Raw genomic sequence first — 25,779 nt, 5'->3', positions numbered from 1 at the left:
ACCGGACGCCGTTCAGGACAGGTGGATCATGAGGGACCGGGTCGGGCGGTCAGCTGCGTGGCTCGGCGGCGGGGAGGCTGCCCAGCAGGCGGGTCACGGCGATCTCGATGACCACCCGCGCCGGGTTCGGTCGGGGCTGCCGGTACCGCTCGGCGTACCGGCGCTCGGCCTCGGCAACCGACCCGGGATCCCGGCGGAGCATCGCCCGGCCCTCCACGGTCAGCCACCACCGCCCGTCCGCCTGGCAGACCGCCACCGGCGTGCCGTCGGGTCCGGCCGTCGCCACGTTCCGGGCCTTGGCCGAGGTCCCCGAGGTGATCACGCGGGCCAGCCCGGCTTCCGCGTCGAAGGTGACCCCGACCGGTACGACGTGCGGGGTACCGTCCGCGCGCAGGGTGGTCAGGGTGGCGAGGTGCCGGTCCCGGAAGAACGCGGCGACCCGTTCGTCCCGCGGGTCCAACCGGTGGTCGCCCGCCATGTACCGCCCCCTGTCCGCCCGTCCGGGCCGACCATCGGCCCGGACGGAGATCATGACACGGGACGACGGAGCCGGCCCTGTTCCGGCGGAGGCTCCGGTTGACCGGGCAGCCGCCGCTGCGCGGCCCGATGCTTGTGGGCCAGCCGGGTCAGATAGATCAGGGCGCCGGCCAGGACACCCATGTCGTCCAGATAGATCGGGTCGGGGAGCACGTCCACCGGAAGGATCGTGTAGATCAGCGCGCCGTAGAAGGCGACCTTGCCGCCCACCCCGAGCGCGCCGAGCAGCCGGCGGGCGCGCACCAACCGGACGGCGAGCAGCACGGCCCCGACCAGCGTCGCCAGCGCGACGATGGCGGCGAGCACGACCAGGATCCAGGTCTGGCGGGACACCCGGTCACGCTAACCCAGTCCGACCACCCCCGCGAGCGGCCCGGCCGGGTCGTCGCCGCCGTCAGTACGCCGGCACGGCCGCTCGACCGCGGGCCACGGTCGGCGTCTCCCGGGTGGTCTCCGTCGCTGCCCGGGTCGCCAGCGCGGCATCGCGGGTGGTCGCACCGGCCAGGTCCACGGTGGCGAGCAGCGACTGCGCCCCGGGCGCCCGGCCGGTCGCCGCGTACGCCTCGTCGCGGAGGCTGCGGGCGGCGGCGGCGGCCAGCTCGGCGGCCCGCCAGGCGGCCTGCTCCCGCTCCCGGGCGGCCTGCTGCCGGGTGCGCAGGTTGTCGCGGACCAGCCGGCGCAGCAGCAGCTCCTGCTCCACCGGGTGCCGGCTCGGTTCCCAGCCACGGTGGCCCAGGATGTCGCTGAGCTGCTCCACCGTGATCTCCTGCCGCCACTGCGCGTCGAGCGCCGCCCGGTGCAGCCAGCGCTCCCGATCGGCGTACTCGGCGGGCGTCCGGGGGGTACGCGGCAGCGGCAGCGCGGCGGCGGCCGCCAACCGGCGGACGTCCTGCTCCGCCGCCTCGTACGCCCGCCAGGCCTCCTCGACCTCCTCCTGGGCGGCCAGCCACTCGGCGCGGCGCCGCTCGGCGGTGACCGCCGCGCGTTCCGTGGCCACCGCCACCTCCTGCGCGTAGCGGGCCTGTTCCCGGGCCTCCTCGGCCAGCTCGAAGCTGCTCGGCATCGCGGCTTCGCTGATCCGGTCGCCGAACACCGACCGGAACAGGGCGGGGCGCACGATCAGCGCGGCGACGGCGATCGCCGCCACTGCGAGCAGGACCAGCCAGATCCCGGCGGCCTGGGGGACGTCGGGCAGGACTGTGGAGAAGACGGTCTGCATCCAGCACCTCGTGGTGGATCGTTCGAATTGGACGGTCGTGCCCGGCCGGCGAACGGGGATCGCCGCGGGGCGCGACGGCGGCGCGGAACGGTCCTCGTGGCCGTACCCGAGCGGGTCAGCGGGCAATCAGCGGGACCGCACGGCGGCGGGAAGTCGGCGAGACCTCCCGGCGTCGGCCGGCCGGATCAGCCGCGCGGCGGCCCGCGCCGGCCGACGGCGTCCCGGCCCGGGTCGACGGGGGCCGGGCCGGACGCGGGGGCTGGCGAGAGAGCGGCGGAGCGCCGCGCCGGCCGCTCGGGAGCGGCCCCGGCCGGGCGCCCGCCCGGCGTGCCGGTGATCCGCTCGGCGGCGGACGCTCCGCTCGGGGCGGCGACCCACTCGACGGCGGCGCCGGCGCTCCGGTCGGCGGTCGCCGGGCCGACGAAAGAAACTGGGGCGACCTGGAACGCGGCGACCTGGCCGGGCTCCGCGGTCGGCCGGAAAGCCTCGGCGGGAGCAGCGGAGGCGGTCGCGCCGCCGAGCCCGGCGACGAGCACCAGGGCCGTCACCGCCAGGCGGGTCAACTTCCGCAGGGTGCGCAGCGTCGCTGCCCAGAGGGGCGGGGCGAAAGCTACGGGCAGCACCATCTCAACCTATCGGTCAGGTCCGCCTCATGCAGCTCGACGATCTACCGGGTCGACGTGACGCGCCCCACCATGCGCTGTGGACGGAGGCATCCAACCCCGCAGGTACGTCGCGGTGGCGGATCAGTTGGTGCCGAGCACCGGGGGCGGGGCCGCCCCGCCGTCCCCCCAGACCATCTCGTCCTCGGTCAGCCAGGTCAGCCGCTCGTCCGACTCCTCCGCGTCGGGCTCGCCGCGCCCGCCGAGCACGCCATTGCGGTTGCCGCCGGCCATGGCGGACCGCCCGGTGGCGCCGCGGCCTCCGCCGGAGCGGCCCTCCACGTCGACCGCGCCGGCCCGGCCCGACGCCAGTCGACCGGTGCCGGCCGCCGAACGGCTCTCCGGGCCCGCCGTCCCGCCGCCCGCCCGGGCGGAGGTCGGCGTGCCCTGCCCCGACCCGGCCAGCGATCCGGTGCCGACCACACCGCCGGCCGGCGTGCCGCCGGGGACCCCGAAGAGCAGACCGGCCCCGCCGGTCGTGGCCGTCGCGGTCGCGCCGGCCGTCCCGGCCCCGGCGACGCCGCCGGCCAGCAGCCCTCCGCCGAGCAGCGGGGCGGCACCGGCCAGCGAGGTGCCCGCATCCGGGTCCACCACGCCGGGAGTGCCGCCGGTGTGGCCCGGCGTGCCGGAGCCCGCCGTCTGGCTGTCGGGCCCGGCCGGGCCCGCGGAACCACCGGTCGGTGCCGGGTGGTGCACGCCGGAGGTGGTCGCGGTGGCGCCGGTGAACGTGCCCGAATGCGGCGCGGCCGACGGGGTGCCCACGGACGGTCCGCCGCTCGGCGTCGTGCCCGACCGGTCGGTGTGGCCCGGCAGGTCCCGATCCGGTGCCGGAGCGGTGACGACCCGCCCGTACGCGGAGAAGTCGTAGCCCTCGGCCAGCGCCGCCACCACCTGCACCATCCGCTGGTGCGCCTTCTCCTGCTCGGCCTTGTCCTGCTCGTGGCCGAGGAACCCGCCGACGAGGGCGCCGGGGACACCGCCGAGGAGCAAGCCCTTACCGGCGCCGGAGAGCGCCTTGTCGTTGTCGTCGGTCGCTTCCGGGCTCTCCGCCTTCGCCTGGGCGGTACGCAGCTCGTCGGCCATCATGGTGAGCGCCCCGCGGACGTCGGTCATCCCCTGGGCGAGGTCCCCCGAGTAGCCGACCACCAGGTCCAGCCGGCGGTGGAACTCGCGGGAGGCGTCGCCCGTCCAGGATCGGGCCAGCGCGTCCAGGTCGCCGGCGAGGTCCCGACCGAGGCTCTCCAGCGTGTCCTGCAGCGAACTCCACTGCGCGCTCAGGCCGTCCACCTGCCTGGGGTCGCCGGACTTCACGCCGTTGTACAGCTCCTGGTGGCTGACGTGCTGGTAGCGCTGGGTGTACTCAGACACGCGGGTCCCCCTCCGCCGGCTTCAGCGCCTCGTCGACGCCCGCGAGGGCGGCCATGATGTCGGCCGCGGTGGCCGCGTTGCGCGCCTCGGTGGTCCGGTAGTTGGCCATGATCGTGCTGGTCGCCGTCTGCGCCGCGATGATCGCCTTGCGCAGCCGCTCGGCCTGCGTCACGTAGCTGGCGTGGGTCTCGCTGTAGCGGCGGGCGTTCCCCGTGGCGTCGGCGAACGTGCCGAGCGCCGGCGGCCGGCACTGCAACTCGGTGTTGAGCTTCCGTAGCACCGACTCGACCTCGGTCAGCCGACCCGCCAACCGCTGGTGGAAGTCCTCCAAGGACAGTACGTCGACTGTCGTGCGCCCGGTCATGGCTGCATCCCCGTAGTCATCGTCGATAACCATTGGCCATGCCCAGGTTAGTCGACCGGGGCCAACCGGGGCGACCCGTCGACCCCGGCCTTCCAACTCCACATCGGACCGGGGGACGCTCAGCCGCCCTGGGCCGGCGTTGCGTCCGGGCTCTCGGCCGTCGGTCCCGCTGTGGCGGGCGTCGAGCCGTCGGCCTCCGGCTCGAAGTAGGCCAGCGCGTCCGCCCGCTCCAACGCGGGACCGGTCGGGATGAGCGCCAGCAGCGCCGCGGGCACCGCCAGCGGGGACACGCCGCCGTACCCGAGCGCGGCCAGCGCGTCCCCGGAGCGGGTGCCCAGTGGGTAGCGGACGCCCTGGCCGCTGACCAGGTAGACGGTCGAGCCGGCCGCGGCGGCGCCCCCCTCGCCCGACCCGGCCGCGGCCTGGACCAGGACACCCTTCCCGCCGGGAAGCAGCACGCTCTCCGCGGTGCGGACCGCGTCCCGGGCGCCCTGGCGTACGGCGACCCCGGCGTCCCCGGTCAACTCGGCCGGCGCCCGGTCGAAGACCTCCAGGGTGGTGGTCGGCGGCCCGCCGGCGGCGCCGGCCCGGTAACTGGCGCAGACCACGGTCTGGCCCGCGCGGATGTCGTGCACGGTGGGGAGCTGCTGCGGCATGCCCTCGGCATCCAGCCGCTGGTCGGTGAGGAGCTGACCGGCCTGGTCCGGGGTGATGTCGGTGATCTGACCGCCGTCGCCCAGCAGCAGCAGGGCGGTGATCTCCTTGATCGCCGCCAGTCCCTGCCGGGTCAGCACGTAGTGCTGGCCAGCCGCCCGGTACACCTGGCCGATCCGCGCCGGACGGTCCGCCACCGTCAGGCCGCTCGGGTCACCGTCGCCGTCGATCGTCGGCTTCCGCAGCTCCGGCCCGGCCGGCACCGCGTTGAGCAGTTGCTGCCCCACGGTGAGGGTGGCCGCGCCGGCCATCTTGAGGGCGACCAGCGCCTGCTCGCCCCCGACGATGCGCAGCCGCGAGCCGCCGGTGAGCAGGTACCTTTCGCCGTCGACCCGGGCCAGGACGGCCTGGTCGGTGAGCGGGATGCCGCCCGGCAGCGGTCGGTCGATCGCCACCCGGGTGCCCGAGCGCCGCGGGTCCGCCGGGTCGGGCACGTCGCAGACCGACCAGGGGAGGCCGACCAGCGACTTCCGGTCCGGCAGGTCGTCCGGGGCGCCGACGATGCCCACGGTACGACCGCGCGGCCGGTCCTTGATGGACGCCTGGGACATGGTCCGCACCTGCGGGTACGCCTCGTTGAGGATGAGCCGGGCGGAGGCGTAGTTGAGCGTCGGGTGCAGCTGGCCGTCGGCGAAGACGTACGTGGCGCCGGTCTCCCGCTCGATCACCAGGGTGTTCGCCTCCAGCGGGGCGGCGTTGCCGGTGAACTGGCCGTACGCGCCGGCGCCGCCGAGCACGATGGCCGCCACGAGGACGCTGCCGAAGACCGCCATGCCGAGCCGCCGCATCGGCAGGTCGTTGGTCTCCGGGTCGCCGGAGAGCAGCGCGGAGACGATGCGGCGGGTGACGAAGCGGTACGCCTGCACCTGGTCGCGGCGGGTCCGCATGACTAACCTCCGGCGGGGGTGGGTCCGCGACGATCAGGTCCGAACTCCGCCGCGGGCTTCCCTACGATAAGGGGCCGTCGGCGGTCCACCGGGACCACTGCCCGTCCTCCGGCCGCACCGCTCCGGCGGATGTCCAAAATGTCCAGAAGGGACGCTCACCGATGACGCAGGTCCAGGCGCCACCCGGTCGTACGGCCGCCGTCCCCGCCGTGCCGGCGGACCGACCGGTCACCCCGGTCGACCGGCGGCGCCGCGGCCGGCTCGGGCCGGTGGTCGTCGGCCAACTGGTGGTGCTGGAGTGCGCCGCGCTGGCCCTCTGGCTCGCCACGGGCGGCCCCGGCTGGCTGCTCGGGCTCGTCGGCGGGCTCGCCGTGCTGGCCGTCGGCGCCGCCTTCGCCCGCCGCGGCGGCCGCTGGTGGTACGAGGACCTGATGCTCCGCAGCGGGCTGCGGCGTCGCAGGCAGCGGTCCCGGGCGGCGGTGCCCGCCGGCGATCCCCGGCTGGCCGCGCTCGCCCCGGAGCTGACCGTCGTCGAGCTGACCGAGCGGAACACCCGGCTCGGCATCGGCCAGGACGACCGGGGCTGGTTCGCCGCGGTCGCGCTGACCGGGCGGTCCGGCGCGCCGGCGGGTTCCCTTGAGGCGGCCGTGGTGGACCGGGCGCTCGCGGTGCTCGCCGACTTCACCGGGCCGGTCACGCAGACCCAGGTCGTCTCGCACACCCTGGTCTGGTACCCGGCGCCGGGCGCGCCGCCGGCCGCGCACCGGACCGTCTGGGTGGCGCTGCGGCTCTCGGTGTCCGACGCCCGCGCCGAGACGGTCAGCCGGGGCGGCGGGATGCGCGGCGTGCACCGTACGGTCGCGGCCGGGATCGGCCGGCTCGGCAAGACGCTGAACGCCGCCGGTCTCAGCCATCGGGTCCTCGGCCGGGACGAGCTGTACGCGGCGGTGGTCTCCGCGGCCGGGCTGGACCTGGCGCCGGAGTCCCCCGCGGAGAGCTGGACCAGCCTGCGCGGTGGCGGCTGGACCCAGCGCTGCCTGGCCCTGCGCCCCCGGTCGAACGGCTCGCTCGGCGCGCTGGTCGACGCGGTGACCGCGACCTCCGCCCCCTCGCACACGGTGGCCGCGGTGGTGCTGCCCGGCGGGCGTCGGGTGCCCCCGCTGCTGCGGGTGGCGGCGATGGACGACCACGCGGCGGCGCTGGTGAAGGCCGTCCGGGAGGTGGCGAAGCGCTGCGGCGTGCCCGCCCGCCCACTGGACGGCCAGCACGGTCCCGGCGTCTACGCCACCGCGCCGGTCGGCGCCGGGATGGGCACGGTCACGGTCGAAGGTTGACGATCCAGCCGTAGAGGCCGCATACCCAGGCCGCCAGCGGCACCAGGGCGACGATCAGCAGGACCTCGACGATGTCGAGGGTCCGCCCCCACACGGGCGAGATCCGCTTGCCGGCCACGGTCAACCCGTAGATCAGGCTGATCACCGCGGCCAGCAGCAGCCCGCCCAGGATCAGGCCCAGCCGGACCGGCAGCGATCCGGCGCCGAAGGTGGCCGCGGCGGCCAGCCCGAGGCCGACGGTGCCCGCGAAGAGCACCGGCGTGCGCTGGGCCCGGCCGATGAACGGCCGCGCCCGCAGCAGCGACAGCAGCGACAGCACGAGGCAGAGCACCACCGGCGGCAGCCGGCCGTTGTCGGCGAGGACGACCTGCCCGCCGAGGACGAGCAGGGCGACCGTCCACAGCAACCCGGTGAGGAACTGGTCCGCGCGCTCGCTGTCGCGCAGCACCTGCCGGCCGTCGACGGTCTCCGCGTCGGTCTTCAGGTCCTCCGGGCCGGTGGGGATCGACGGCACGGGCAGCCGGGCCAGCCGGTAGGCGATCATCGGCAGGGCCGGCAGGGCGGCGAACGCGACGGTGGCGACCACCGCGGCGGCGGCCGCCGCGCCGATGCCGAAGGCCAGGCAGAGCGCGGCGCCCAGACCGACCGCCGCGCCGACCGCGGTCGCGCCGAAGAACAGCGGCAGCCGGTCGCCGACGGCCAGCGCCGCGATCGCCCCGAAGAGCACCACCGCGGTCGCGGCCAGCAGCACGTGCGGGCTGGCCAGGTCCGTCAGCTTCCGGTCGCCGGCCAGGACCAGCAGCCCGCCGACCGCCGCGTAGCCGAGGGCCCCCACGGCCAGCACCGCGCCGGTCCGGCTGTCGCCGCCCGCCCGGGACACCACCGCGGCGCTCACCAGCAGGGTGACCGCGACCGCCAGCGCGGCCAGCGCGCCGGGCAGCTGGGGTGGGCCGGCGAAGAGCACGGCCAGCGCGCCGGCCGACAGGGCCGCCCCGGCGAAGAGCACCGCGAAGGAGCGGGTCGTGCCGACCTGCCAGGTGCCGGGCCGCTGGTTGGTGGCGGTGGCGACGGCGTCCACCACGTCGTCGAAGACGATCTCCGGTGCGGTGCCGGCGCGGGGACTGAAGTAGAGCACCTCGCCGTCGCGGACGCCGAGCTGCGCGGGGGTACGACCACCGTCCAGCGGCTGGCCGCCGAGCCGGGACAGGCTCCACCCGCCGTGCCGGACTCCCTCGTCGGCGAGGTCCTCACCGGCGTACCGGAGCAGGGTCGGCAGCAGGTCGGCCAGGGGCACGTCGGACGGCAGGGCGAGATCCATCCTGGTCCGCGGCGCCACGATGGTGATCCGGCTCAGCCCGCCGGTCGCCGCCTTCGTCGCCACTATGGCCTCCTCGTGCTCGCCTACGATCCACCTCGGCCGTTGACGTCGCCCACCCGGTGGGTCCACGACGCCCACGGGAGATTACCTACGATGGCGGGCGCATAGGATGCCCACCCGACGACTCGGTCGGTCGCGAACCGCATCAGGGCCGCTCTTGGGGAGGAGACAGCCGTGAGCACCGTGGTGTTCCGCCGGCTTCCGCGTCAACCGGGGCCCGCGCTGCCGCGGGGCGAGGTGCTGCTGGAGTCCCCGCCGGAGCTGCCCGAGCCGCAGCCGCGCGGGATGGGTCAGCTGCTGATGATCCTGCCGATGATCTGCGGCGTCGGCGCGATGGCGTTCCTCTACGCCGGCCGCGGCGGCGGCATGATGACGTACGTCGCGGGCGGCCTCTTCGGCGTGTCCATGTTGGGCATGGCGATCGGCACGATGTCCAACGGCGGCAACGACAAGGCCGAGCTGAACGCCGAGCGGCGCGACTACATGCGCTACCTGGCCCAGATGCGCAAGCGCACCCGGCGGGCCGCCGAGCAGCAGCGCGCCGCGATGTCCTGGCGGCACCCCGAGCCGGACGCGCTCTGGTCGATCGCCTCGTCCCGGCGGCTCTGGGAGCGGCGGATCACCGAGGACGACTTCGGCGAGGCCCGGATCGCGCTCGGCCCGCAGCAGCTGGCGGTGGAGATCGTGCCGCCGGAGACCAAGCCGGTGGAGGACCTGGAGCCGATGAGCGCGATCGCGCTGCGGCGCTTCGTCCGCGCCCACTCCACGGTGCCGGAGCTGCCCACCGCGCTGTCGCTGCGCGCGTTCAGCCGGATCGTGCTGCGCGGCGACCGGGAGCCGGTGCTCGACCTGACCCGGGCCGCGCTGGGCCAGCTGATCGCCTTCCACGCCCCGGACGACCTGATCGTCGCGGTGGTGGCCGCGCCCGACCGGCAGCCGGTGTGGGACTGGGTGAAATGGCTGCCGCACGCCCAGCACCACGGGCGCACCGACGCGGCAGGCGCGCGCCGGCTGGTCTTCGCCAGCCTCGCCGAGGCCGAATCGGCCCTCGCCGACGAGCTGGCCGGCCGGCCCCGATTCGCCCCGGAGGCGAAGCCGCTCACCACCGCCCCGCACGTCGTGGTGGTGATCGACGGTGGCGAGATCTCGCCGACCTGCCACCTGATGGGGCCGGGCCTGCTCGGCGCCACCGTCATCGACCTCTCCGGGACGGTGCCGCGGGACGCCGGCCGCTGGCTGCTCTGCCTCGACGCCGGCGACGGCAGCGGGCTGGACCTGGTCCGCGGCTCCTCGACGTCCCGGCTGGGTCGGCCGGACCGATTGAGCGAGGCGGCGGCCGAGGGGCTGGCCCGGCTCATCGCCCCCTACCGGCTCTCCCAGCAGCAGGCCAGCACCGAGGAGCCGCTGGCCCGCAGCATGGAGCTGCCCGACCTGCTCGGCGTCGGCGACGCCGCCGCGGTGGACGTGCGGCAGAGCTGGCGGCCGCGCAGCCACCGGGACCGGCTGCGGATCCCGCTCGGCGTCGGGCCGGACGGCAATGTGGTGGAGCTGGACTTCAAGGAGTCCGCGCACGAGGGCATGGGCCCGCACGGTCTGGTCATCGGCGCGACCGGTTCCGGCAAGAGCGAGCTGCTGCGGACGGTGGTCGCCGCGCTGGCGGTGACGCATTCGTCGGAGGAGCTCAACTTCGTCCTGGTCGACTTCAAGGGCGGCGCCACCTTCGCCTCGCTCGACGCGTTGCCGCACACCAGCGCGGTGATCACCAACCTCTCCGACGAGCTGCCGCTGGTCGACCGGATGCGGGACGCCCTGGCCGGTGAGATGAACCGCCGGCAGGAGGTGCTGCGGGCCGCCGGCAACTACGTCTCCCGGTACGACTACGAGCAGGCCCGGGCCGCCGGCGAGCAGCTGGAGCCGATGCCCAGCCTGCTCATCATCTGCGACGAGTTCAGCGAGCTGCTCGCCGCGAAGCCGGACTTCATCGACCTCTTCGTGATGATCGGCCGGCTCGGCCGGTCGCTCGGCGTGCACCTGCTGCTGGCCAGCCAGCGACTGGAAGAGGGGAAGCTGCGGGGGCTGGACACCCACCTGTCGTACCGGATCGGTCTGCGGACCTTCTCCGCGGTGGAGAGCCGGATCGTGCTCGGCGTGCCCGACGCGTACGAGCTGCCCAGCGCCCCCGGCCACGGCTACCTGAAGACCGACACCAGCACCATGTTGCGGTTCCGGGCGGCGTACGTGTCCGGGCCGTACCGGGCGCCGGGGCAGGTGCAGCGGTCGACCCGGGCGCAGGTGCAGCGTCGCATCGTGCCGTACGGGGTGGACTTCGTGCCGGTGCCGGTCGCCCAGACCGCGGTGGAGGCGACGCCGGAGCCGGAGCAGCCGACGGACGGTAAGACGGTCGCCATGCTGGACGTGCTGATCGACCGGCTGAAGGGCCAGGGCCGGCCGGCGCACCAGGTCTGGCTGCCGCCGCTGGCCGAGCCGCCGAGCCTGGGCGAGCTGCTGCCGCCGCTCGGCGTGCACCCGACCTTCGGGCTGTGCACGGCGAACTGGCCCGGCCGGGGCCGGCTCGCGGTGCCGGTGGGCGTCGTGGACCGCCCGTACGAGCAGCGGCGCGACCCGATGATGGTGGACCTGGCGGGCGCGGGCGGCAACGGGGTCGTTGTCGGCGCCTCGCTGAGCGGCAAGAGCACCATGCTCCGGTCGATGATCGCGTCCCTGGCGCTCACCCACACCCCGCGCGAGGTGCAGTTCTTCTGCCTCGACTTCGGCGGTGGGGCGTTGCGCAGCCTGGAGGGGCTGCCACACGTGTCCGGGGTGGCCGGCCGGCGGGACACCGAGGCGGTCCGCCGGACGGTGGCCGAGGTGGTCGCCGTGCTCGACGACCGGGAGACCTTGTTCGCCCAGCACGGCATCGACTCGGTGGCGAGCTACCGGCGGCGGCGGGCGGCCGGCGAGTTCTCCGACGACCCGTTCGGTGACGTGTTCCTGGTGGTCGACGGCTGGAACACGCTGCGCCAGGAGTACGAGGAGCTGGAGCAGACCATCACCAACCTGGCCAACCGGGGGCTGGGTTTCGGCGTGCACGTGGTCATCACGGCCGTGCGCTGGGCGGAGATCCGGATCAACATGCGGGACCTGCTGGGCACGAAGCTGGAGCTGCGGCTCGGCGACGCGGCCGAGTCGGAGGTCGACCGGCGGGCGGCGCAGAACGTCCCGGTCGGCTCGCCCGGTCGCGGTCTGACCCGCGACAAGCTGCACTTCCTGACCGCCGTTTCGCGGATCGACGGCAAGCGGGACGTCGACGACCTGACCGAGGCGTCGGTCGCCCTGGCCGGGCACGTGGCGGCGAACTGGCCGGGCCGACCGGCCCCGAAGGTACGGCTGCTGCCGCGCAGGCTGCCGGTGGCCGAGCTGGCCAAGGTCGTCGACCGGTCGGCGCCGGGCCTGCCGATCGGGGTCAACGAGTCCGCGCTGGCCCCGGTCTACCTGGAGCTGGCGAACGAGCCGCACCTGACCGTCTTCGGCGATGCCGAGTGCGGCAAGACCAACGTGCTGCGGCTGATCGCCCGGGGCATCGTCGAGCGGTACACCCCGGCCCAGGCCCGGCTGGTGATCGCCGACTACCGGCGTGGCCTGCTCGGCGCGGTGGAGGGCGACCACCTGCTCGACTACGCGCCGTCCAACCAGGTGTTCAGCCAGGGGCTCGGGTCGATCCGCAGCGCGCTGCAGAACCGGCTGCCGGGACCGGACGTGACCACCGCGCAGCTGCGCGACCGGAGCTGGTGGGCGGGACCGGACCTCTACCTCCTGGTCGACGACTACGACCTGGTCGCCTCGGGCGGCAGCAACCCGCTCAGCGCGCTGCACGAGCTGCTGCCGCAGGCCCGGGACATCGGCCTGCACCTGATCGTCGCGCGCCGGGTCGGCGGTGTGGCCCGGGCGCTCTACGAGCCGGTGCTGCAACGGCTGCGGGAGCTGGACTCGCCGGGCCTGCTGATGTCGGGCAACCGCGAGGAAGGCGCCGTCTTCGGCAACCTGCGGCCGAGCCCGCAGCCGCCGGGCCGGGGCACGCTGGTGCGCCGGCGCGACGGTCAGCAGCTCATCCAGACCGCCTGGTCGGAGCCAACCTGATCCGAGCCGTTCCGTGGCCTCCCTTGTGGACGACGGCAATCGGTCGATGTCGTGAACTCCACTGCGGACTCGCGCCATTTGCCGGATTGGCGGGCTGCGACCCCTTGCCGCCGTGGGCTACCGTCTCAGTGAGGATGTCCGTCGGTGGGGTTGGTTTGCTCTGCCGCGGGGGAGGGGCGCGGCAGATCCGCCGCCACGAAAGATGACGGAAGGGTGTGAAGCATGGCGTTCGAGGTCGAAGCTGCGACTCTCCATACCGCCGCGAGTGACGTGCGGTCCACGCGCAGCGAGGTCGACGGCGAGCTGAAGAAGCTCTGGAACGTGGTCGACGACCTGGCCATCGCCTGGAAGGGTCAGGCGTCCGGTGGCTTCCAGCAGCTCATGCAGCGCTGGAACGAGGACACCGTCAAGCTGCTGACGGCGATGGACAGCATCGCCGACCTGCTCGACAAGTCGGGTACGACGCACCAGGTCAACGACGAAGAGCAGCAGCAGATGCTGGACAAGTTCCACTCTGCTCTCAACCCGTGATCCGCGCAGACGAGCAGAGGAGGAACTCATGAGCATCAAGGTTGACTACGCAGTCCTCGAGAGCAGCAACCAGCAGATGCAGGCCATCTCGCGGACCATCGACGAGAAGCTGGACACGCTGCGCTCGATGCTGACCAAGCTGGAGTGGGACGGTCAGGACCGGGCCGCGTACCAGCAGCACCAGGCCCAGTGGGACGCCGCCGTGCGGGACATCAACAAGGTCCTGAACGACATCGGCGCGGCCGTGGGCATCGCGCGCGAGAACTACGTCTCCACCGAGATGAGCAACGCCAAGGTCTGGCAGTGAGATAATCGACCGCTGCGGCTCCGGTCCGGCCCGACCGGACCGGAGCCGCAGCGCGTCACGTGTCGACCGAGGTCCTGGGAGTGCCATGGGTACGGGGAAGCGCCGACCACTGCTGAGTTCCGCCGCCGCCATGCTGACGCTGGTCGCCACCGCCGGCGCCGGCCTGCTGGTCGGGCCCGCCCCGGCGCGCGCCGCGGACACCGTACGCGGTCTCCAGTGGTACCTCGACCCGCTGAAGATTCCGCAGGCGCACCAGCTCTCCAAGGGCCGCGGCGTGGTGGTGGCGGTCGTCGACTCCGGCGTCTACGCCGCCCACCCCGACCTGAAGGGCCAGGTGCTGCCCGGCAAGGGGCTCAGCCCCGACGTGGCCGCCGACGGCCGGAGCGACCCGGACGGGCAGAAGGGCCACGGCACGGGGATGGCCGGCGTCATCGCGGGCCGCGGCGGTGGTGTGATGCACGAGTTGGGGATCGCCCCGGAGGCGAAGATCCTGCCGGTCGGTCTCGGCGCGGACGACCGCAACGCCGACATCGCCGCGGGCATCCGGTGGGCGGCGGACCACGGCGCGGACGTGATCAACGTGTCGCTGGTGAACGACTCCCTGAAGCGCGAGCTCTCCGAGGCGGTCCGGTACGCGCTGAGCAAGGACGCGGTCGTGGTGGCCGGGGCCGGCAACGTCGAGCAGGGCATGGTCGGCGTGCAGGCGCCCGCCAGCATCCCGGGCGTCGTCGCGGCCGGCGGCACCGACCGTTCCGGGGGCCTGTGGACCGGTTCGGCGACCGGCCCGGAGCTGGTGCTGGCCGCGCCCGGGGAGCGGATCATCGCCCCGGCGCCGCCGACGGTTTCGCCCAACGGCTACGTGGTCAACGACGGCACCAGCCTTTCCACCGCGATCATTTCCGGGGTGGCCGCCCTGGTCCGGTCGCGCTATCCGAAACTCGACGCGGCCAACGTGGTCAACCGTCTGATCCGGACCGCGCGGGACGAGGGGCCGTCGGGGCGGGACCCGCGATTCGGGTTCGGCGTCGTCGACCCGCTGGCGGCGCTGACCCGTTCGGTACCCCCGGTCTCCGCCAGCCCGCTGGTCGAGGCCGCGCCGCCGGCGCCGACCGCCAGCAGCAGCCGGGACGGCCGCGACGACGAGCCGATGGTCACCTTCGGGCTGGCCAGGGGCGCGGGTCCGGCCGTCGCGACCGCGCTCTGCCTGCTGGTCGTGGCGGCCCTGGTCGTGCTGCTGGTGTGGCTCACCAGGCGCGGTGTGCGTCGCCGGGCGGCGCGGACGGCGTCCGGCCCGCACCCGCCACTCGGCCCGCCGCCGGGCCACCGTCCGCCCGGCTTCGGCCCGCCGCGCGGCCCGGGTCAGCCTCCCGGCTACCCGCCGCCGGGCAACGGTCAGCCGGCGGGCTTCGGCCCGCCGCCCGGTCACGGGCCGGCGTCGCCGCACCCGTACCAGCCCTGGCCGGTGAACCAGCCGACGGCGCCGCACCCGTACCCGCCGCCCGCCGGGACGGTTCCGCCGGCGACCGGGCCGGTTCCACCGTCCACCAGTCCTGAGCAGGGCTGACGCCGGGCACCACGAGCACCGCCAGGGGGAGGACAGGTATGAGCTGGGACATCAGCCACAACGTCAGCAAGGATCCGGACCGGGTCGAGCAGCGGTTCGACGTTCCGATGCCGCTCAATCCGGGCATGCCGCTCGTCGGTGACCTGCGAGGTGTCAACTTCGACCGGGTCGGGGTCGACCAGGCGGAGACGCCGAGCAAGCTGGTCGCCGGCGACGGCGAGCGGGGCGTGGCGACCGAGTGGGACGCCGGCAACCTCGACTCGGCGGTGACCTGGCTGGAGACCCACGCCAGCTACGTGCACCGGCTCTCCTACGACATGTCCGCGATCAAGGACGAGCTCGCCCCGAACGAGTGGGCGGAGCCGGGCCAGGGCGCGCTGGGCGGGTTCCCGAACGCCCAGGAGCTCACCAAGAACCACGACGCCCTCTTCTCATCCACCCAGCAGGGTCTGCGCACCCTCTCGGACGGGCTCTGGGCGGCCGCCGACGCGCTACGCGAGGTCAAGCGGAAGTACGAGGACGCCGAGCACGCCAACGCCATGTCGGCGCAGGAGATGCAGCAGGCGTTCACCGACGCCGCCAGCGGCGGCAACGGCTAGACCGGGGGAGCGGAGAGATGGCCGACTGGGAGCAGATGGCCCGCGAGGTGCTCGTGGCGGGCCGGCCGGACAAGGTGGAGAGCGCGGCGCTCGGCTGGAAGGAGCTGGTCAAGAACATCGGGCAGGTCCAGGAGAGCCTCCAGCAGAACGTCAAGGACCTCGGCACGGTCTGGAAGGGGCCGGCGTACGAGGCGTTCAAGTCGCACGTCGAGGCCCTGGCCAAACAGGCCGGCGGCCTGGTCGACGCGGCCGAGAAGCCCGGCCGGGACCGGGTCAGCATCGTCACCAATCTGGAGACCGCCGCCCGGCAGCTCCAGACGGCCCAGGACAGCATGCCCATCCCGTCCGCCTGTGTCGGCGACGTGCTGGCGGCCCGTAACGGCGAGGTCGTGATCGGCGCGGGGCTCTTCGAGACCCGCGTCAAGGCGGACCTGATGGGCAGCTGGCCGATGGAGAAGATCGGCGAGCTGGGCGACTGGGTGTCCGGCTGGTTCTCCGACCAGGAGGGCGACGCCCGCAAGGTCTACAACGAGGTCAACGGCAACTACCAGGACCGCGTCCTGGAGGCCCCGAGCGGCGGACCGAGCGGCAGCGTCACCAATCCGCGCCCGGACATCCCGAACCTCGGCAACGGCCCCGGCACCGGCGGTGGCGGCGGCGTACCGGGGATCGGCGGGACGCCCTCCACCGGCGGCCTGGGCGGCGGCCCGTCGGCCGGCAAGATGCCCGGCGTGGGCTCGGGCGGCCCGAACATCGGGTCGAGCGCACACCCCGACCTCTCCTCCGGCGGCTACACCCCGTCCACCGGCACCGGCTACCCCCCGTCCACGGGTACCGGCGACTACGGCACCGGGCTGGCCGGCGCGGGCACCGCGACCGCGCCGGGGCTCGGCTCCGGCTTCGGTTCGGGCGGTGGGCTGCCCGGCAGCACCGGCCTCGGTGGCAGCGCCGGTGGCCTGGGCGGTGGCGGGCTCGGCGGTGGCGGCATCGGCCGGGCGGTGAGCCCCGGCCTGCCCCCGATGATGGGCGGCGGCGGTATGGCCGGCGCCGGTGGTCGTGGCGGCGGTGGCCGTACGGGCGCCGGGAAGCTGGGGGCGGGCGGCAAGCTCGGCGCGGGCGGAATGGCGCCCGGCATGGGCGGCGGCATGGCCGGGGCCGGTGGCCGGGGTGCCGCCCGGGGCGGCGCGGCCGGCGCCGCCGGCGGTGCCCGGGGCGCCGGCGCCCGGGGTGGCATGGCCGGCATGGGCCACGGTGGCGGCGCCGGGTACGGCGAGGAGGACAACGCCCGCAACACCTGGCTGGAAGAGGACGAGGACATCTGGGGCGCCGACAGCGGCGGCACGCCGGGCATCCTGCGCTGATCGTCGACCGGCGCCGGCCACGGTGACGTGGGCGGCGCCGGGTCGCCGGCACGTCCGTCCGGTGTCGACGGTCAGGCGTCGGGCGCCGCCGAGCGGCGTCCGGGACGCCAGCCGCGTCGGCGGCCGAGGGTCAGGACGGGCCGGGCCGCCAGCAGGACGCCCGCCAGGAGCGCGCCGACCGCGGCCACCCAGACCGCCACGGCCCGCTGCCAGGCCAGCGGGTCGGCGGGCGGGACGGGCTCCGCCATCGCGCCGGGCGGCGGATCCGTCCGCGTCCCCAGCAGGCTGGTCACCGCCCGGTACGGGTTCACCACCCCGTACCCGACCTCGGCGTTGCGCCCGTCGGGCGGATTGTCGGCCGTCCGGGTCAGCCGGAAGGCGACGTCGGTCGGGGTGAGTTCCGGGTGGGCGGCGCGGACCAGCGCGGCCACCCCGGAGACGTACGCGGCGGCGAAGCTGGTGCCGCCCTGCGGCTCGGCGAGGTAGCCCGCTCCCTGCGGCGCCGGGCCGACGATGTCCAGTCCGGGCGCGGCGATGTCGACGTAGTCACCGGCGACGGAGGTGCCGACGTGGCCGCCCTGCGCGTCGACCCCCGCCACCGCGATCACCCCGGGGTACGCGGCTGGGTACGCCGGCTGGTCCTGCTGGTTCTCCTGCCGGTTGCCGGCGGCGGCCACCACGACGACCCGCTTGCGGAGCGCGTAGTCGATCGCGTCCTTCAACTCCGGCCGGTCCAGCGTCACGAGGGAGAGGTTGACCACGTCGGCGTCGTGGTCCACCGCCCACCGGATCGCCTTGGCGATCTCACCGGGGAGCGCTTCATCGGTGGTGCGCTCGGTGGAGGCCAGCACCCGCACCGGCAGGATCCGGGCCTCGGGGGCGATGCCGCTGTACGGCGTGCCGGTCCCTTCCTGGCCTGCGATGATGCCCGCCACGATGGTCCCGTGACCGGCCAGGTCGCACTGCCCCCGGAGCTGAGCCAGGCCGTTGAGGTCGTCACCGGCGAGCACCCGGCCCTTGAGCAGGGGATGGGTGGACGAGACGCCGGAGTCCACCACCGCCACGGTCACGCCCTCGCCCCGGGTGATCCGCCATGCCGACGACGGGTCGAGCCGGCGCAGCGCCCACGGGGCCTCGGTCGGGCCGGGGCCGCCGGGCCGGCCGCACTTCGGCGCCGCCGACGCCGGCGGCGGAGCCACCAGCAGTGTGCCGAGCAGCGCCGCGGCCGCTCCACAGAGGACCGACCGGGATCGGTGCCCGGTTCGGGCGCGCAAGGTCGTCCCGTCCGGCCGCAAGCTGTCGCGCACGCGCTGAGATTACCGTCGTCGCGCCCGTCGCGCGGTGACGGGAGCGCCCAACCGACCGGGACTCGCTGTCGCGTCGCCGGCGGCCGGGCTCAGGACTCGGTGGCGGGTTCGGCGGTGAAGAGGGCGAGCAGGGCGCCGACCTGCTGGTCGGCCTCGGCCGGGTGGCGGAAGTGGCCGCTCGGGTTGATCGTGTACTCGTTGCGCCGGCCCACTCGGGTGCGTTGCAGGTAGCCGCCCGCCTCCAGGTCGGCGACGATGGCCTGGGCGGCCCGCTCGGTCACCCCCACCTCGTCGGCGACGTCGCGCAGTCGGGCGGTGGGGTCGCGCGCGATGGCCAGCAGCACGTGCCCGTGGTTGGTGAGGAACGTCCAGTTCCGGCTGCTCCCGTTCTGGCCTGCTGTCGTCGCCATGTGCGTCATCGTATGGCCCTTCGTTCGCGTTTCCGGCCCTGCCCTGGCCCGGACGGTGCGCGGCCGTCCCGGCCGCGCTGGACGCACTCGTCCCGCCGTCAAGTCTCACGCAACGTATGAAATCCGTATCACGTAAATCTTGACGTGCCTTGGGCTGCGTGTGACCGTTGGTCGCGTGGCCGCCTCCGCCGCCGGCCCGGCTGACCAGGTCGTTTCATGCGAGGACGAGGTGAGGGAATTGACCCCGACCACTCCCGAGCAGGCACTCGCCGAGCTGCATGCCGGGAACCGACGGTTCGTCACCGGCGTTCCGCGCCACCCCAACCAGGACGCCGGCCACCGGGCGGCGGTCGCCGACGGCCAGCACCCCTTCGCGGTGATCGTCGGCTGCTCCGACTCCCGCCTCGCCGCTGAGATCATCTTCGACCGCGGCCTGGGTGACCTCTTCGTGGTCCGGACCGCCGGCCACACGGCGGGTCCCGAGGTGCTCGGCAGCGTCGAGTACGCCGTGACGGTGCTCGGCACGCCGCTGGTGCTGGTGCTCGGGCACGACTCCTGCGGCGCGGTGCAGGCCGCCCGGGAGGCGGTCAGCACCGGCAGAACCCCGGCCGGGCACCTCGGCGCGGTGGTCGACGCCGTGCTGCCCAGCCTGCGCCGGGCGGCGGCGGAGGGCATCGAGGAGATCGACGGCATCGTCGACATTCACATCGCGCAGACCGTCGAGGCGCTGCTGGCCGGCTCCGCCGTCCTGGCCGGTGAGGTGGCCGCCGGTCGGTGCGCGGTGGTCGGCATGTCGTACCAGCTCAACGCGGGCGAGGTGCGGACGGTGGCCGTGGTCCCGGCGGGTGCCGCGACCACGCCGCCGCCCGCGCAGGTCGACCGCGCCGAGCCCACCGCCGTCGCCGGCTGAGCGCCCGGCCACCGACGACAACGGCCGAGGGGCCGTCCCGCGGGTCGGCGGGGCGGCCCCTCGGCCGGGTACGTCGTCGGTCAGAGCAGCGACATGTGCACGTGGTCGGTGTGGTTGGAGGGCCCGCTGTAGGACTTCCAGCCGGTCGCCGGGAACCAGATCTGCCGGTTCCAGATCACGTAGTAGATGCCGAGCCGGTCCGCGTTGCGGATCAGGAAGGCGGCGACGTTGTTGCCGTACATCCGGGTGTCGTTGTTGTGCCAGGGGGCGAACCCGCTGTTCTGCAGCGACCAGTCGCAGGCCCGGCCCTTGGGGTGCTCCCACGGCCCGCCGGGCCGGTAGCAGCCGACGAAGCGGTTGAAGCCGGCCCGCTTGACCTCCTTGTACGCGTGCAGCGTGCGCGGCGTGATGCAGCCGGAGGTGGTGGGGTCGTTCTCGCTGCACGACTCGGGCTTCCAGTCCCCGTCGGCGGTGCGACCGGGGCCGATCCGGGCGACCGGCGAGGTGGCCGAGACCAGGCCGCCGGTGAAGCCCTTTCCGCCGACCAGGGCGAGCGCCTTCTCCGTCTCGATCTTCTCCCGGGCCATCGCGTTAGTCAGCGTCTGCTGCGCGCGCACCTCGGCGTCGAGCGCCAGCTTGGCCTGCTCGGCGCGGGTCTTGGCCGCGTTGACCTCGGCGAGCTTCTGCGCGTTGACCATGTTCAGCTCGTCGAGGGCGGCGGCCCGCCGGACGAACGAGTCCGGGGCGTTGCTCTCCAGCAGCATGGCCAATGCGCCGATCCGGCCGGTCCGGTACGACTGCGCCGCGATCTGGCTCACCTGCGGGCGCAGGGCGTCCAGCTGGCGCTGCGCCGTCCGTACCTCCAGGGCGAGCTGGAGCTGGCGCTGCTGCGACTTCGCCAGCTTGGTCTTCGCCTGCAGGTAGTTGCGGTTGGCGGCCTCGATGGCGTCGGTGATGAGCTTCGGCTCGCCGTCCTCGTCGTGCCCGGAGGGGATGGGCGGCGTCGTCGGCGCCGCGATCGCCGGGGCGGGGCCGGCGAGGATGGCGAACGCGGCGAGCACGGCCAGCACGGGTGTCAGCCAGCGGCGCAGGGGTGCCGTCACAGTGTTCCCTTCCGTCGACCGCCGACCGGGTTAGCTGACGGGTTCGGGACGGAAGTGGCCCCTACCGCTGGCGCGGATTCACCCCAGGTGCCTGGTTCCCCGGCTCGCCGTGCGGCGATTGGGCGGCGGCACCGCAGGCGCCGCTGCGCGCCTTCGTCGGTGACCGGCAGCGAGGTTACCCGAGAGTCGTCCCGAGGATCTACGTCCGGAAGCCGACTAAAAGCGGTAATTCGGCGCGCGACTCCGTGACCAGCGTCGCGTTCGGCGCGGACGGTCACGCTGCGCAGTGTCACCATGCGGTGTCCGTGCTCCTTTCCGGTCCGGTCCTGCCGCCGAGGGCGCCCGGGGCGGCGCCGGCGCGCGGTGCGCTGAGCGCCGCCAGCGCGGCGTCCGGTTCCGCGGGGGGACGGGACGCCGGCGCGGCGGACCCCGCCGCCCCGCCCCGGCCGGCGGCGGTCACCACGGCCGCCAGGCCGGTGGTGAGCGGTACGGCGGCGATCAGGCCGATCGTGGCCACCGCGCTGCGGACGATCTCCTGCGCCATGAACTCGCTGGTGAGGATCTCGCTCACCGGCCGCGAGTCGGCGACGAGCAGGAGCAGCAGGGGCAGCGAGGCGCCCGCGTACGCCAGCACGATGGTGTTGACCGTGGAGGCGATGTGCGCGCGGCCGACCCGGGTGGCCGCCCGGTAGAGCTGCAACCGGGACAGCCCCGGATTGGCGTGCGCCAGCTCGGTGACGGTGGCCGCCTGGGTGACCGTCACGTCGTCCAGCACGCCCAGCGAGCCGATGACGATGCCGGCCAGCAGCAGCCCGTGCAGGTCGACATCGCGCTGGAACATCGACAGGGTGGTGGCGTCCTCGCTGCCGAACCCGGTCAGATGGGTGGCCGCCGTGGCGAGGGTGCCGAGAACGCCGGTCAGCACCAGGCTGCCGAGGGTGCCGAGGACCGCCACCGAGGTCTGCGCGGTGATCCCGTGGGTCAGGTACAGCACCACGAACATGATCAGCGCCGAGCCGACGATCGCCACCAGCAGCGGCGACTGGCCGGCGCCGATTCCCGGCAGCACGAAGCCCAGCAGGATGGCGAAGCTCGCGACCAGGCCGCCCAGCGCGGCCAGCCCCCGCCAGCGGCCGAACGCGACGATGGCGACGGCGAAGAGCGCCGCCAGCCAGATCAGCGGCTTGCCCCGCTGGTGCTCGGCGATGTTGTAGCTCTTCGTCGCAGGGTCGGCCGGGTCCAGCAGCTCCACCAGGACGATCCGGTCGCCGACCTCGACGGTGGGTGCGCCGGGGCCGGCGGGGAGCGGGGTCTCCACCTGGCGGCCGGCGTCCGGGCCCTGCTCGACCGCGACGCCGACCGTGCCGCACGGCCCGGCGGAGCCGCCCGGGGTGCCCTCCGGCACCTCCGCCGCCGGCGGGCACGGCTCGGTCACCACCCGGGTCACCGTGCCGTGGTACCGCGGCACGTCGGCGGCGTGCTCCGGCGTCGGGGTGTGCCGGGGCCAGAGCACCAGGGCGGCGAGCACGGTGAGGACGAACAGCGGGACCACCGTGGCGACGAGGATCCGTCGTACCCCCGGCGGGGCGGACGGAGCCGGACGGGTGTGGTCGGCGCCCATGGCGAGTCTCCCAACGGTTCTCAGGCGAGGTACGTGTCACCGGGCCGGTCGGTTCACCCGGCCGGGAGAGGCGCCCGCCGGTGCGGCGGTCGCCGGGCCGTCGCCGGGAAATGCTAGTCAGGGCGACCCGTGTCCCGCCGGACGGTTGGGCGCGCGTCCGGCGCCGCGGACCTGGCCTTTCCTCCCGACCGGTACGCCCCGGCAGACTAGCGTGGTCGTCGTGCGTACCAAGGCGGCGCTGGCGACCGGACGGTGGGTCCGGCTCCTGGTGCTGCTCGGCACGCTGGTCGGGCTGGCCGCCATGCACACCGTCGGCCACGGCGCGCACGCCTCCGGCGGGCACCGGGCGGGTCATCCGACGCAGCGCGCCGGGCACCACCTCGGTCTTCCGGCGGTCCTCGCCGAGCCGGCCGCGACCGTCGCGACAGCGGTCGGCGCGGTCGCCGGCTGCCCGGGCGACGGGTGCCACGCCCGCGCGCTCCCGCTGTCCGGTCCCGGTGGCGACCGGTCCGGGTGGAGTGTGTGCCTGGCCGTGCTCGGCGCGTTCGCCGTGGCGCTGCTGGTCGCCGTGCTGCTGCGGGCCGCTTCGCGGGCCGTCGGACGGGCCGCCCGTGGGTCGCTGCGACCCGCCTCGGGACCGCGGGCCCCGCCGTCCCGGCCGTTCGCACTGCGTCTGGGGACGGCGTCGGTGCTGCGCAGATAGGACGCCCGACGCGGGTGACCGGCCGGTGACCCGCGTCAGTGTCCGCTGCGTACGTTCCGACACCGAAAGGTCCTTCCCGTGTTCACTCGTACCATCGCGCGTCGTGCCGGCCTGGCCGGAGCGACCGCTCTCGCCGCGCTCGCCCTGGCCGCCTGCGGCGACGCCGACCATTCGACATCCGGCTCGGGCCACGGCATGCCCGGCATGGGCGGCACCGGCGCGCCCACCGTGGGCGCCTCGGCATCGTTCGGCGAGGCCGACCTGATGTTCGCCCGGATGATGATCCCGCATCACCAGCAGGCCGTGGAGATGTCCGAGCTGGCCGACAGCCGGGCCGCCGACCCGGAGGTGAAGAGGCTGGCCGGGCAGATCAGGGCGGCCCAGGCGCCGGAGATCGCCACCATGACCGGCTGGCTCGCCGCCTGGGGCCGGCCGGTCCCGTCGGCCGGCGCCGGTCATGGCATGCCGGGGATGGACCACGGCATGCCCGGCATGATGTCCGACGCCGACCTGGCGAAGCTCGCTGCGGCGTCCGGGGTCGACTTCGACCGGCAGTTCCTGACCATGATGATCGCTCATCACGAGGGCGCGATCACGATGGCGCAGGAGGAGACCGCGAAGGGCGTCAACCCGGAGGCCAAGGCCCTGGCCCGGCGGATCGTCACCACCCAGCGGGGCGAGATCGACACCATGAACAAGATCCTCGACCGGCTCTGAGTCCCCGTGCCGGGCACCCGGTGGGGTCGGCCGGAGTGCGCTCGTCGGGGGCCGGCCGGCGGCTCACGCCAGGCCGGCGCGGCGGCTGCGATACTCCTCCTCGTCGATCTCGCCGCGGGCGTACCGCTCGTCGAGGATGCGCCGGGCCGACGAGGGCAAGGTCCCGCCCAGTTGACCGCCGGTCAGCCGGGCCGCCAGCCAGACCAGGACCAGCAGGACCGCCAGCCCCAGCAGCGACCCGATCCACATCCAGCCCATCAGCGGGCCGTTCCACATCATGGCTGCCCTCCCGAGTGCCGAGGGTCGGCCGGTCCGACGTGCCGGGGGCGCCGGTACCGGTCGCCACCCCGACCCTATGGCGGGAGAGGAACGGCGGAGCCTGGTCGAAGGACCCGACGTACGGGCCGGAGGTCCCGGTCAGCCGCGCTTCATCAGCCGGCCGACGGCGGCCATCATCTCGCTGGCCATCTCGTCGGCGCGCCCCTCGGCGGCGCCCTCGTGCATGCAGTGCCGGGCGTGCCCGTCGAGCAGGCCGAGCCCGACCTTGTCCAGGGCGGCCTGGATGGCGGAGATCTGGGTCAGCACGTCGATGCAGTAGCGGTCGTCCTCGACCATCTTCTCGATGCCGCGGACCTGGCCCTCGATGCGGCGGAGCCGCGCGAGGAGCTGGTCCTTGCTGGCGGTGTAGCCCCGGGTCGGGGTCGTCGGTGCGGTCATGACGTCCAGGATAGCGTACCCCTCGGGGGTATGGTACGGTCCTCCTCGTCGCCGATACCCCCACGGGGTAGAGGTAACCGGAGAGTAGGATGTGAACGGCGGAAGGGGAGTTGCGATGGTCACCACCACCTACCAGGTCCAGGGCATGACGTGCGGGCACTGCGTCAGCTCGGTCAGCGCCGAGGTCGGCGCGATCGCGGGCGTCAGCGACGTCCAGGTGGACCTGGCCTCCGGTCGGGTCACCGTCACCAGCGAGAGCCAGTTGGACACGGACACCGTGCGCGCCGCCGTGGACGAGGCCGGGTACGACCTCCTCGGGGCGTGACCGGTCCGGGGACCCGAAGGAACCGAGGTATCACGATGAACACGGCGACGAAGCTGAGCGGCTTCGCCCTCGGCCTCGCGGCGGTGTTCGGCGCGGCGTACGGGGTCGGCCAGGTGGCCGGCCCCGACACCCCCGCCGTCGCGACCCGCCACGACGCCACCGACGCCGGTCACACCGACGGTGACCACCCGACCGGCGCCGCCACCACCAGCCACCTGCCCGGCGGACTGCTCGTCTCCGACCGCGGCTACACGATGCAACCGGTGACCGCACCGGCCGGGGAGTTCGCCTTCCGGATCACCGGCCCGGACGGCGCGCCGGTCACCCGCTACGACGTGGCGCACGACAAGCGGATGCACCTGATCGTCGCGCGCCGCGACCTTTCCGGCTTCCGGCACGTCCACCCGGAGCTGGCCGCCGACGGCACCTGGCGGGTCGCCTCGCCGCTCGCCGGCCCCGGCGTCTGGCGGGCGTTCGCCGACTTCACGCCCACCGGCGGGGAGCCGCTGACCCTCGGGGTCGACGTCACCGTCCCCGGCGCGCTGGCGGCCCGGCCGCTGCCCGCGCCGGCCACCAGCACCACCGTCGACGGGTACACGGTCACCCTCGCCGGCGCCCCGCAGCCCGGCCGCACCGCCGAGCTGACCCTGAGCGTCAGCCGGGACGGGAAGCCGGTCACCGACCTCCAGCCCTACCTCGGGGCGTACGGGCACCTGGTCGCGCTGCGGCAGGGCGACCTGGCGTACCTGCACGTGCACCCGGACGGCGCACCCGGCGACGGGCGCACCCCCGCGGGTCCCGTGGTGACCTTCTTCGCGGAGGTGCCGTCGGCCGGCAGTTACCGCCTCTTCCTGGACTTCCGGCACGGCGACGCCGTGCACACCGCCGAGTTCACCGTCGTGGCCGGCAACCCGGGCGTCCCGGCGACCACGGCCGCGCCGGCCGCCACGACCACCCCGACCGCCGACCCCGGGCACGGCGCCCCCGGTCACGGGCACAATTGA

At 74.6% G+C, this 25,779-nt stretch carries 26 protein-coding genes and 1 riboswitch; of the genes, 12 read left to right on the top strand and 14 right to left on the bottom strand.

Annotated elements, in window-relative coordinates; all coding sequences use genetic code 11:
- Positions 1-49 precede the first annotated feature (49 nt).
- The 7 genes from GA0070613_RS06425 to eccB form a co-directional block, all read right to left on the bottom strand.
- On the bottom strand, positions 50-478 hold the full coding sequence (locus GA0070613_RS06425) for a pyridoxamine 5'-phosphate oxidase family protein (RefSeq protein WP_089011453.1): 429 nt from the start codon (positions 476-478) through the stop codon (positions 50-52).
- Between the two features lie 50 nt (positions 479-528).
- Positions 529-870 (bottom strand): YkvA family protein, encoded by a 342-nt coding sequence (locus GA0070613_RS06420; protein ID WP_089011452.1) that lies wholly within the window; start codon positions 868-870, stop codon positions 529-531.
- Between the two features lie 61 nt (positions 871-931).
- Positions 932-1,756: a hypothetical protein gene (locus tag GA0070613_RS06415; protein WP_089011451.1), complete on the bottom strand. Its 825-nt coding sequence runs from the start codon at positions 1,754-1,756 to the stop codon at positions 932-934.
- Between the two features lie 185 nt (positions 1,757-1,941).
- On the bottom strand, positions 1,942-2,379 hold the full coding sequence (locus GA0070613_RS06410; protein WP_157746285.1) for a hypothetical protein: 438 nt from the start codon (positions 2,377-2,379) through the stop codon (positions 1,942-1,944).
- Positions 2,380-2,502: 123 nt separating this feature from the next.
- A complete protein-coding gene (locus tag GA0070613_RS06405) occupies positions 2,503-3,786 on the bottom strand; it encodes a WXG100 family type VII secretion target (RefSeq protein ID WP_089011449.1) in 1,284 nt (427 codons plus the stop codon).
- Positions 3,779-4,150: a hypothetical protein gene (locus tag GA0070613_RS06400; protein WP_089011448.1), complete on the bottom strand. Its 372-nt coding sequence runs from the start codon at positions 4,148-4,150 to the stop codon at positions 3,779-3,781. The genes GA0070613_RS06405 and GA0070613_RS06400 overlap by 8 nt, the downstream gene beginning before the upstream one ends.
- 119 nt (positions 4,151-4,269) lie before the next feature.
- Complete coding sequence (gene eccB / locus GA0070613_RS06395; RefSeq protein ID WP_089011447.1) at positions 4,270-5,751, bottom strand: type VII secretion protein EccB; 1,482 nt, start codon at positions 5,749-5,751, stop codon at positions 4,270-4,272.
- 161 nt (positions 5,752-5,912) lie between these two features.
- Between eccB and GA0070613_RS06390 the strand changes: the two genes are divergently transcribed.
- Positions 5,913-7,085, top strand: coding sequence for a type VII secretion protein EccE (locus tag GA0070613_RS06390; protein WP_089011446.1), 1,173 nt, complete (start codon positions 5,913-5,915; stop codon positions 7,083-7,085).
- On the opposite strand, the gene eccD is transcribed toward GA0070613_RS06390, so the two are convergent.
- Positions 7,069-8,466: a type VII secretion integral membrane protein EccD gene (eccD, locus tag GA0070613_RS06385; RefSeq protein WP_089011445.1), complete on the bottom strand. Its 1,398-nt coding sequence runs from the start codon at positions 8,464-8,466 to the stop codon at positions 7,069-7,071. The two genes, GA0070613_RS06390 and eccD, sit on opposite strands and share 17 nt — an antisense overlap.
- A 171-nt stretch (positions 8,467-8,637) precedes the next feature.
- Between eccD and eccCa the strand changes: the two genes are divergently transcribed.
- The 6 genes from eccCa (at position 8,638) to GA0070613_RS33930 (ending at position 16,962) form a co-directional block, all read left to right on the top strand.
- A complete protein-coding gene (eccCa, locus tag GA0070613_RS06380; RefSeq protein WP_089011444.1) occupies positions 8,638-12,600 on the top strand; it encodes a type VII secretion protein EccCa in 3,963 nt (1,320 codons plus the stop codon).
- Between the two features lie 222 nt (positions 12,601-12,822).
- A complete protein-coding gene (locus GA0070613_RS06375) occupies positions 12,823-13,131 on the top strand; it encodes a WXG100 family type VII secretion target (protein WP_089011443.1) in 309 nt (102 codons plus the stop codon).
- Positions 13,132-13,159: 28 nt separating this feature from the next.
- Positions 13,160-13,438, top strand: coding sequence for a WXG100 family type VII secretion target (locus tag GA0070613_RS06370; RefSeq protein WP_089011442.1), 279 nt, complete (start codon positions 13,160-13,162; stop codon positions 13,436-13,438).
- An 85-nt stretch (positions 13,439-13,523) separates the two neighbouring features.
- Complete coding sequence (locus GA0070613_RS06365) at positions 13,524-15,002, top strand: S8 family serine peptidase (protein ID WP_089011441.1); 1,479 nt, start codon at positions 13,524-13,526, stop codon at positions 15,000-15,002.
- Between the two features lie 38 nt (positions 15,003-15,040).
- Entirely contained in the window at positions 15,041-15,601 is a 561-nt protein-coding gene (locus tag GA0070613_RS06360; RefSeq protein ID WP_089011440.1) for a hypothetical protein, read from the top strand.
- 17 nt (positions 15,602-15,618) lie between these two features.
- Positions 15,619-16,962, top strand: a complete 1,344-nt coding sequence (locus GA0070613_RS33930; protein ID WP_089011439.1) for a WXG100 family type VII secretion target — start codon at positions 15,619-15,621, stop codon at positions 16,960-16,962.
- A 71-nt stretch (positions 16,963-17,033) separates the two neighbouring features.
- On the opposite strand, the gene mycP is transcribed toward GA0070613_RS33930, so the two are convergent.
- Both mycP and GA0070613_RS06345 read right to left on the bottom strand, forming a co-directional pair.
- Complete coding sequence (gene mycP / locus GA0070613_RS06350; protein ID WP_231929687.1) at positions 17,034-18,269, bottom strand: type VII secretion-associated serine protease mycosin; 1,236 nt, start codon at positions 18,267-18,269, stop codon at positions 17,034-17,036.
- A gap of 89 nt (positions 18,270-18,358) precedes the next feature.
- The gene (locus GA0070613_RS06345) at positions 18,359-18,688 is read right to left on the bottom strand and encodes a helix-turn-helix transcriptional regulator (protein WP_089011438.1); all 330 of its coding nucleotides are present in this window, start codon (positions 18,686-18,688) and stop codon (positions 18,359-18,361) included.
- Between the two features lie 229 nt (positions 18,689-18,917).
- On the opposite strand from GA0070613_RS06345, the gene GA0070613_RS06340 reads away from it, so the two are divergent.
- Complete coding sequence (locus GA0070613_RS06340) at positions 18,918-19,589, top strand: carbonic anhydrase (protein WP_089011437.1); 672 nt, start codon at positions 18,918-18,920, stop codon at positions 19,587-19,589.
- An 80-nt stretch (positions 19,590-19,669) separates the two neighbouring features.
- Here GA0070613_RS06340 and GA0070613_RS06335 read toward each other — a convergent pair whose 3' ends face one another.
- Positions 19,670-20,692, bottom strand: a complete 1,023-nt coding sequence (locus tag GA0070613_RS06335) for a hypothetical protein (protein ID WP_089011436.1) — start codon at positions 20,690-20,692, stop codon at positions 19,670-19,672.
- A 4-nt stretch (positions 20,693-20,696) separates the two neighbouring features.
- A riboswitch (cyclic di-AMP (ydaO/yuaA leader) is annotated at positions 20,697-20,827 on the bottom strand.
- 154 nt (positions 20,828-20,981) lie between these two features.
- A complete protein-coding gene (locus tag GA0070613_RS06330; protein ID WP_089011435.1) occupies positions 20,982-22,313 on the bottom strand; it encodes a YibE/F family protein in 1,332 nt (443 codons plus the stop codon).
- Positions 22,314-22,533: 220 nt separating this feature from the next.
- Here GA0070613_RS06330 and GA0070613_RS06325 point away from each other — a divergent pair, with 220 nt between their 5' ends.
- Positions 22,534-23,016, top strand: a complete 483-nt coding sequence (locus GA0070613_RS06325; RefSeq protein WP_157746284.1) for a hypothetical protein — start codon at positions 22,534-22,536, stop codon at positions 23,014-23,016.
- Between the two features lie 78 nt (positions 23,017-23,094).
- On the top strand, positions 23,095-23,733 hold the full coding sequence (locus tag GA0070613_RS06320; RefSeq protein ID WP_089011433.1) for a DUF305 domain-containing protein: 639 nt from the start codon (positions 23,095-23,097) through the stop codon (positions 23,731-23,733).
- Between the two features lie 63 nt (positions 23,734-23,796).
- Here GA0070613_RS06320 and GA0070613_RS06315 read toward each other — a convergent pair whose 3' ends face one another.
- Both GA0070613_RS06315 and GA0070613_RS06310 read right to left on the bottom strand, forming a co-directional pair.
- Positions 23,797-24,012 (bottom strand): SHOCT domain-containing protein, encoded by a 216-nt coding sequence (locus GA0070613_RS06315; RefSeq protein ID WP_089011432.1) that lies wholly within the window; start codon positions 24,010-24,012, stop codon positions 23,797-23,799.
- 138 nt (positions 24,013-24,150) lie between these two features.
- Entirely contained in the window at positions 24,151-24,450 is a 300-nt protein-coding gene (locus GA0070613_RS06310; protein WP_030504325.1) for a metal-sensitive transcriptional regulator, read from the bottom strand.
- Positions 24,451-24,565: 115 nt separating this feature from the next.
- Between GA0070613_RS06310 and GA0070613_RS06305 the strand changes: the two genes are divergently transcribed.
- Together GA0070613_RS06305 and GA0070613_RS06300 are read left to right on the top strand one after the other, a co-directional pair.
- Positions 24,566-24,775, top strand: a complete 210-nt coding sequence (locus GA0070613_RS06305; protein WP_089011431.1) for a heavy-metal-associated domain-containing protein — start codon at positions 24,566-24,568, stop codon at positions 24,773-24,775.
- Positions 24,776-24,810: 35 nt separating this feature from the next.
- Positions 24,811-25,779, top strand: coding sequence for a hypothetical protein (locus GA0070613_RS06300; protein ID WP_089011430.1), 969 nt, complete (start codon positions 24,811-24,813; stop codon positions 25,777-25,779).

The organism is Micromonospora inositola (assembly GCF_900090285.1).
GTDB classification, from domain to species: Bacteria; Actinomycetota; Actinomycetes; order Mycobacteriales; family Micromonosporaceae; genus Micromonospora; species Micromonospora inositola.
This window is presented reverse-complemented; position numbering and strand designations above follow the sequence as displayed.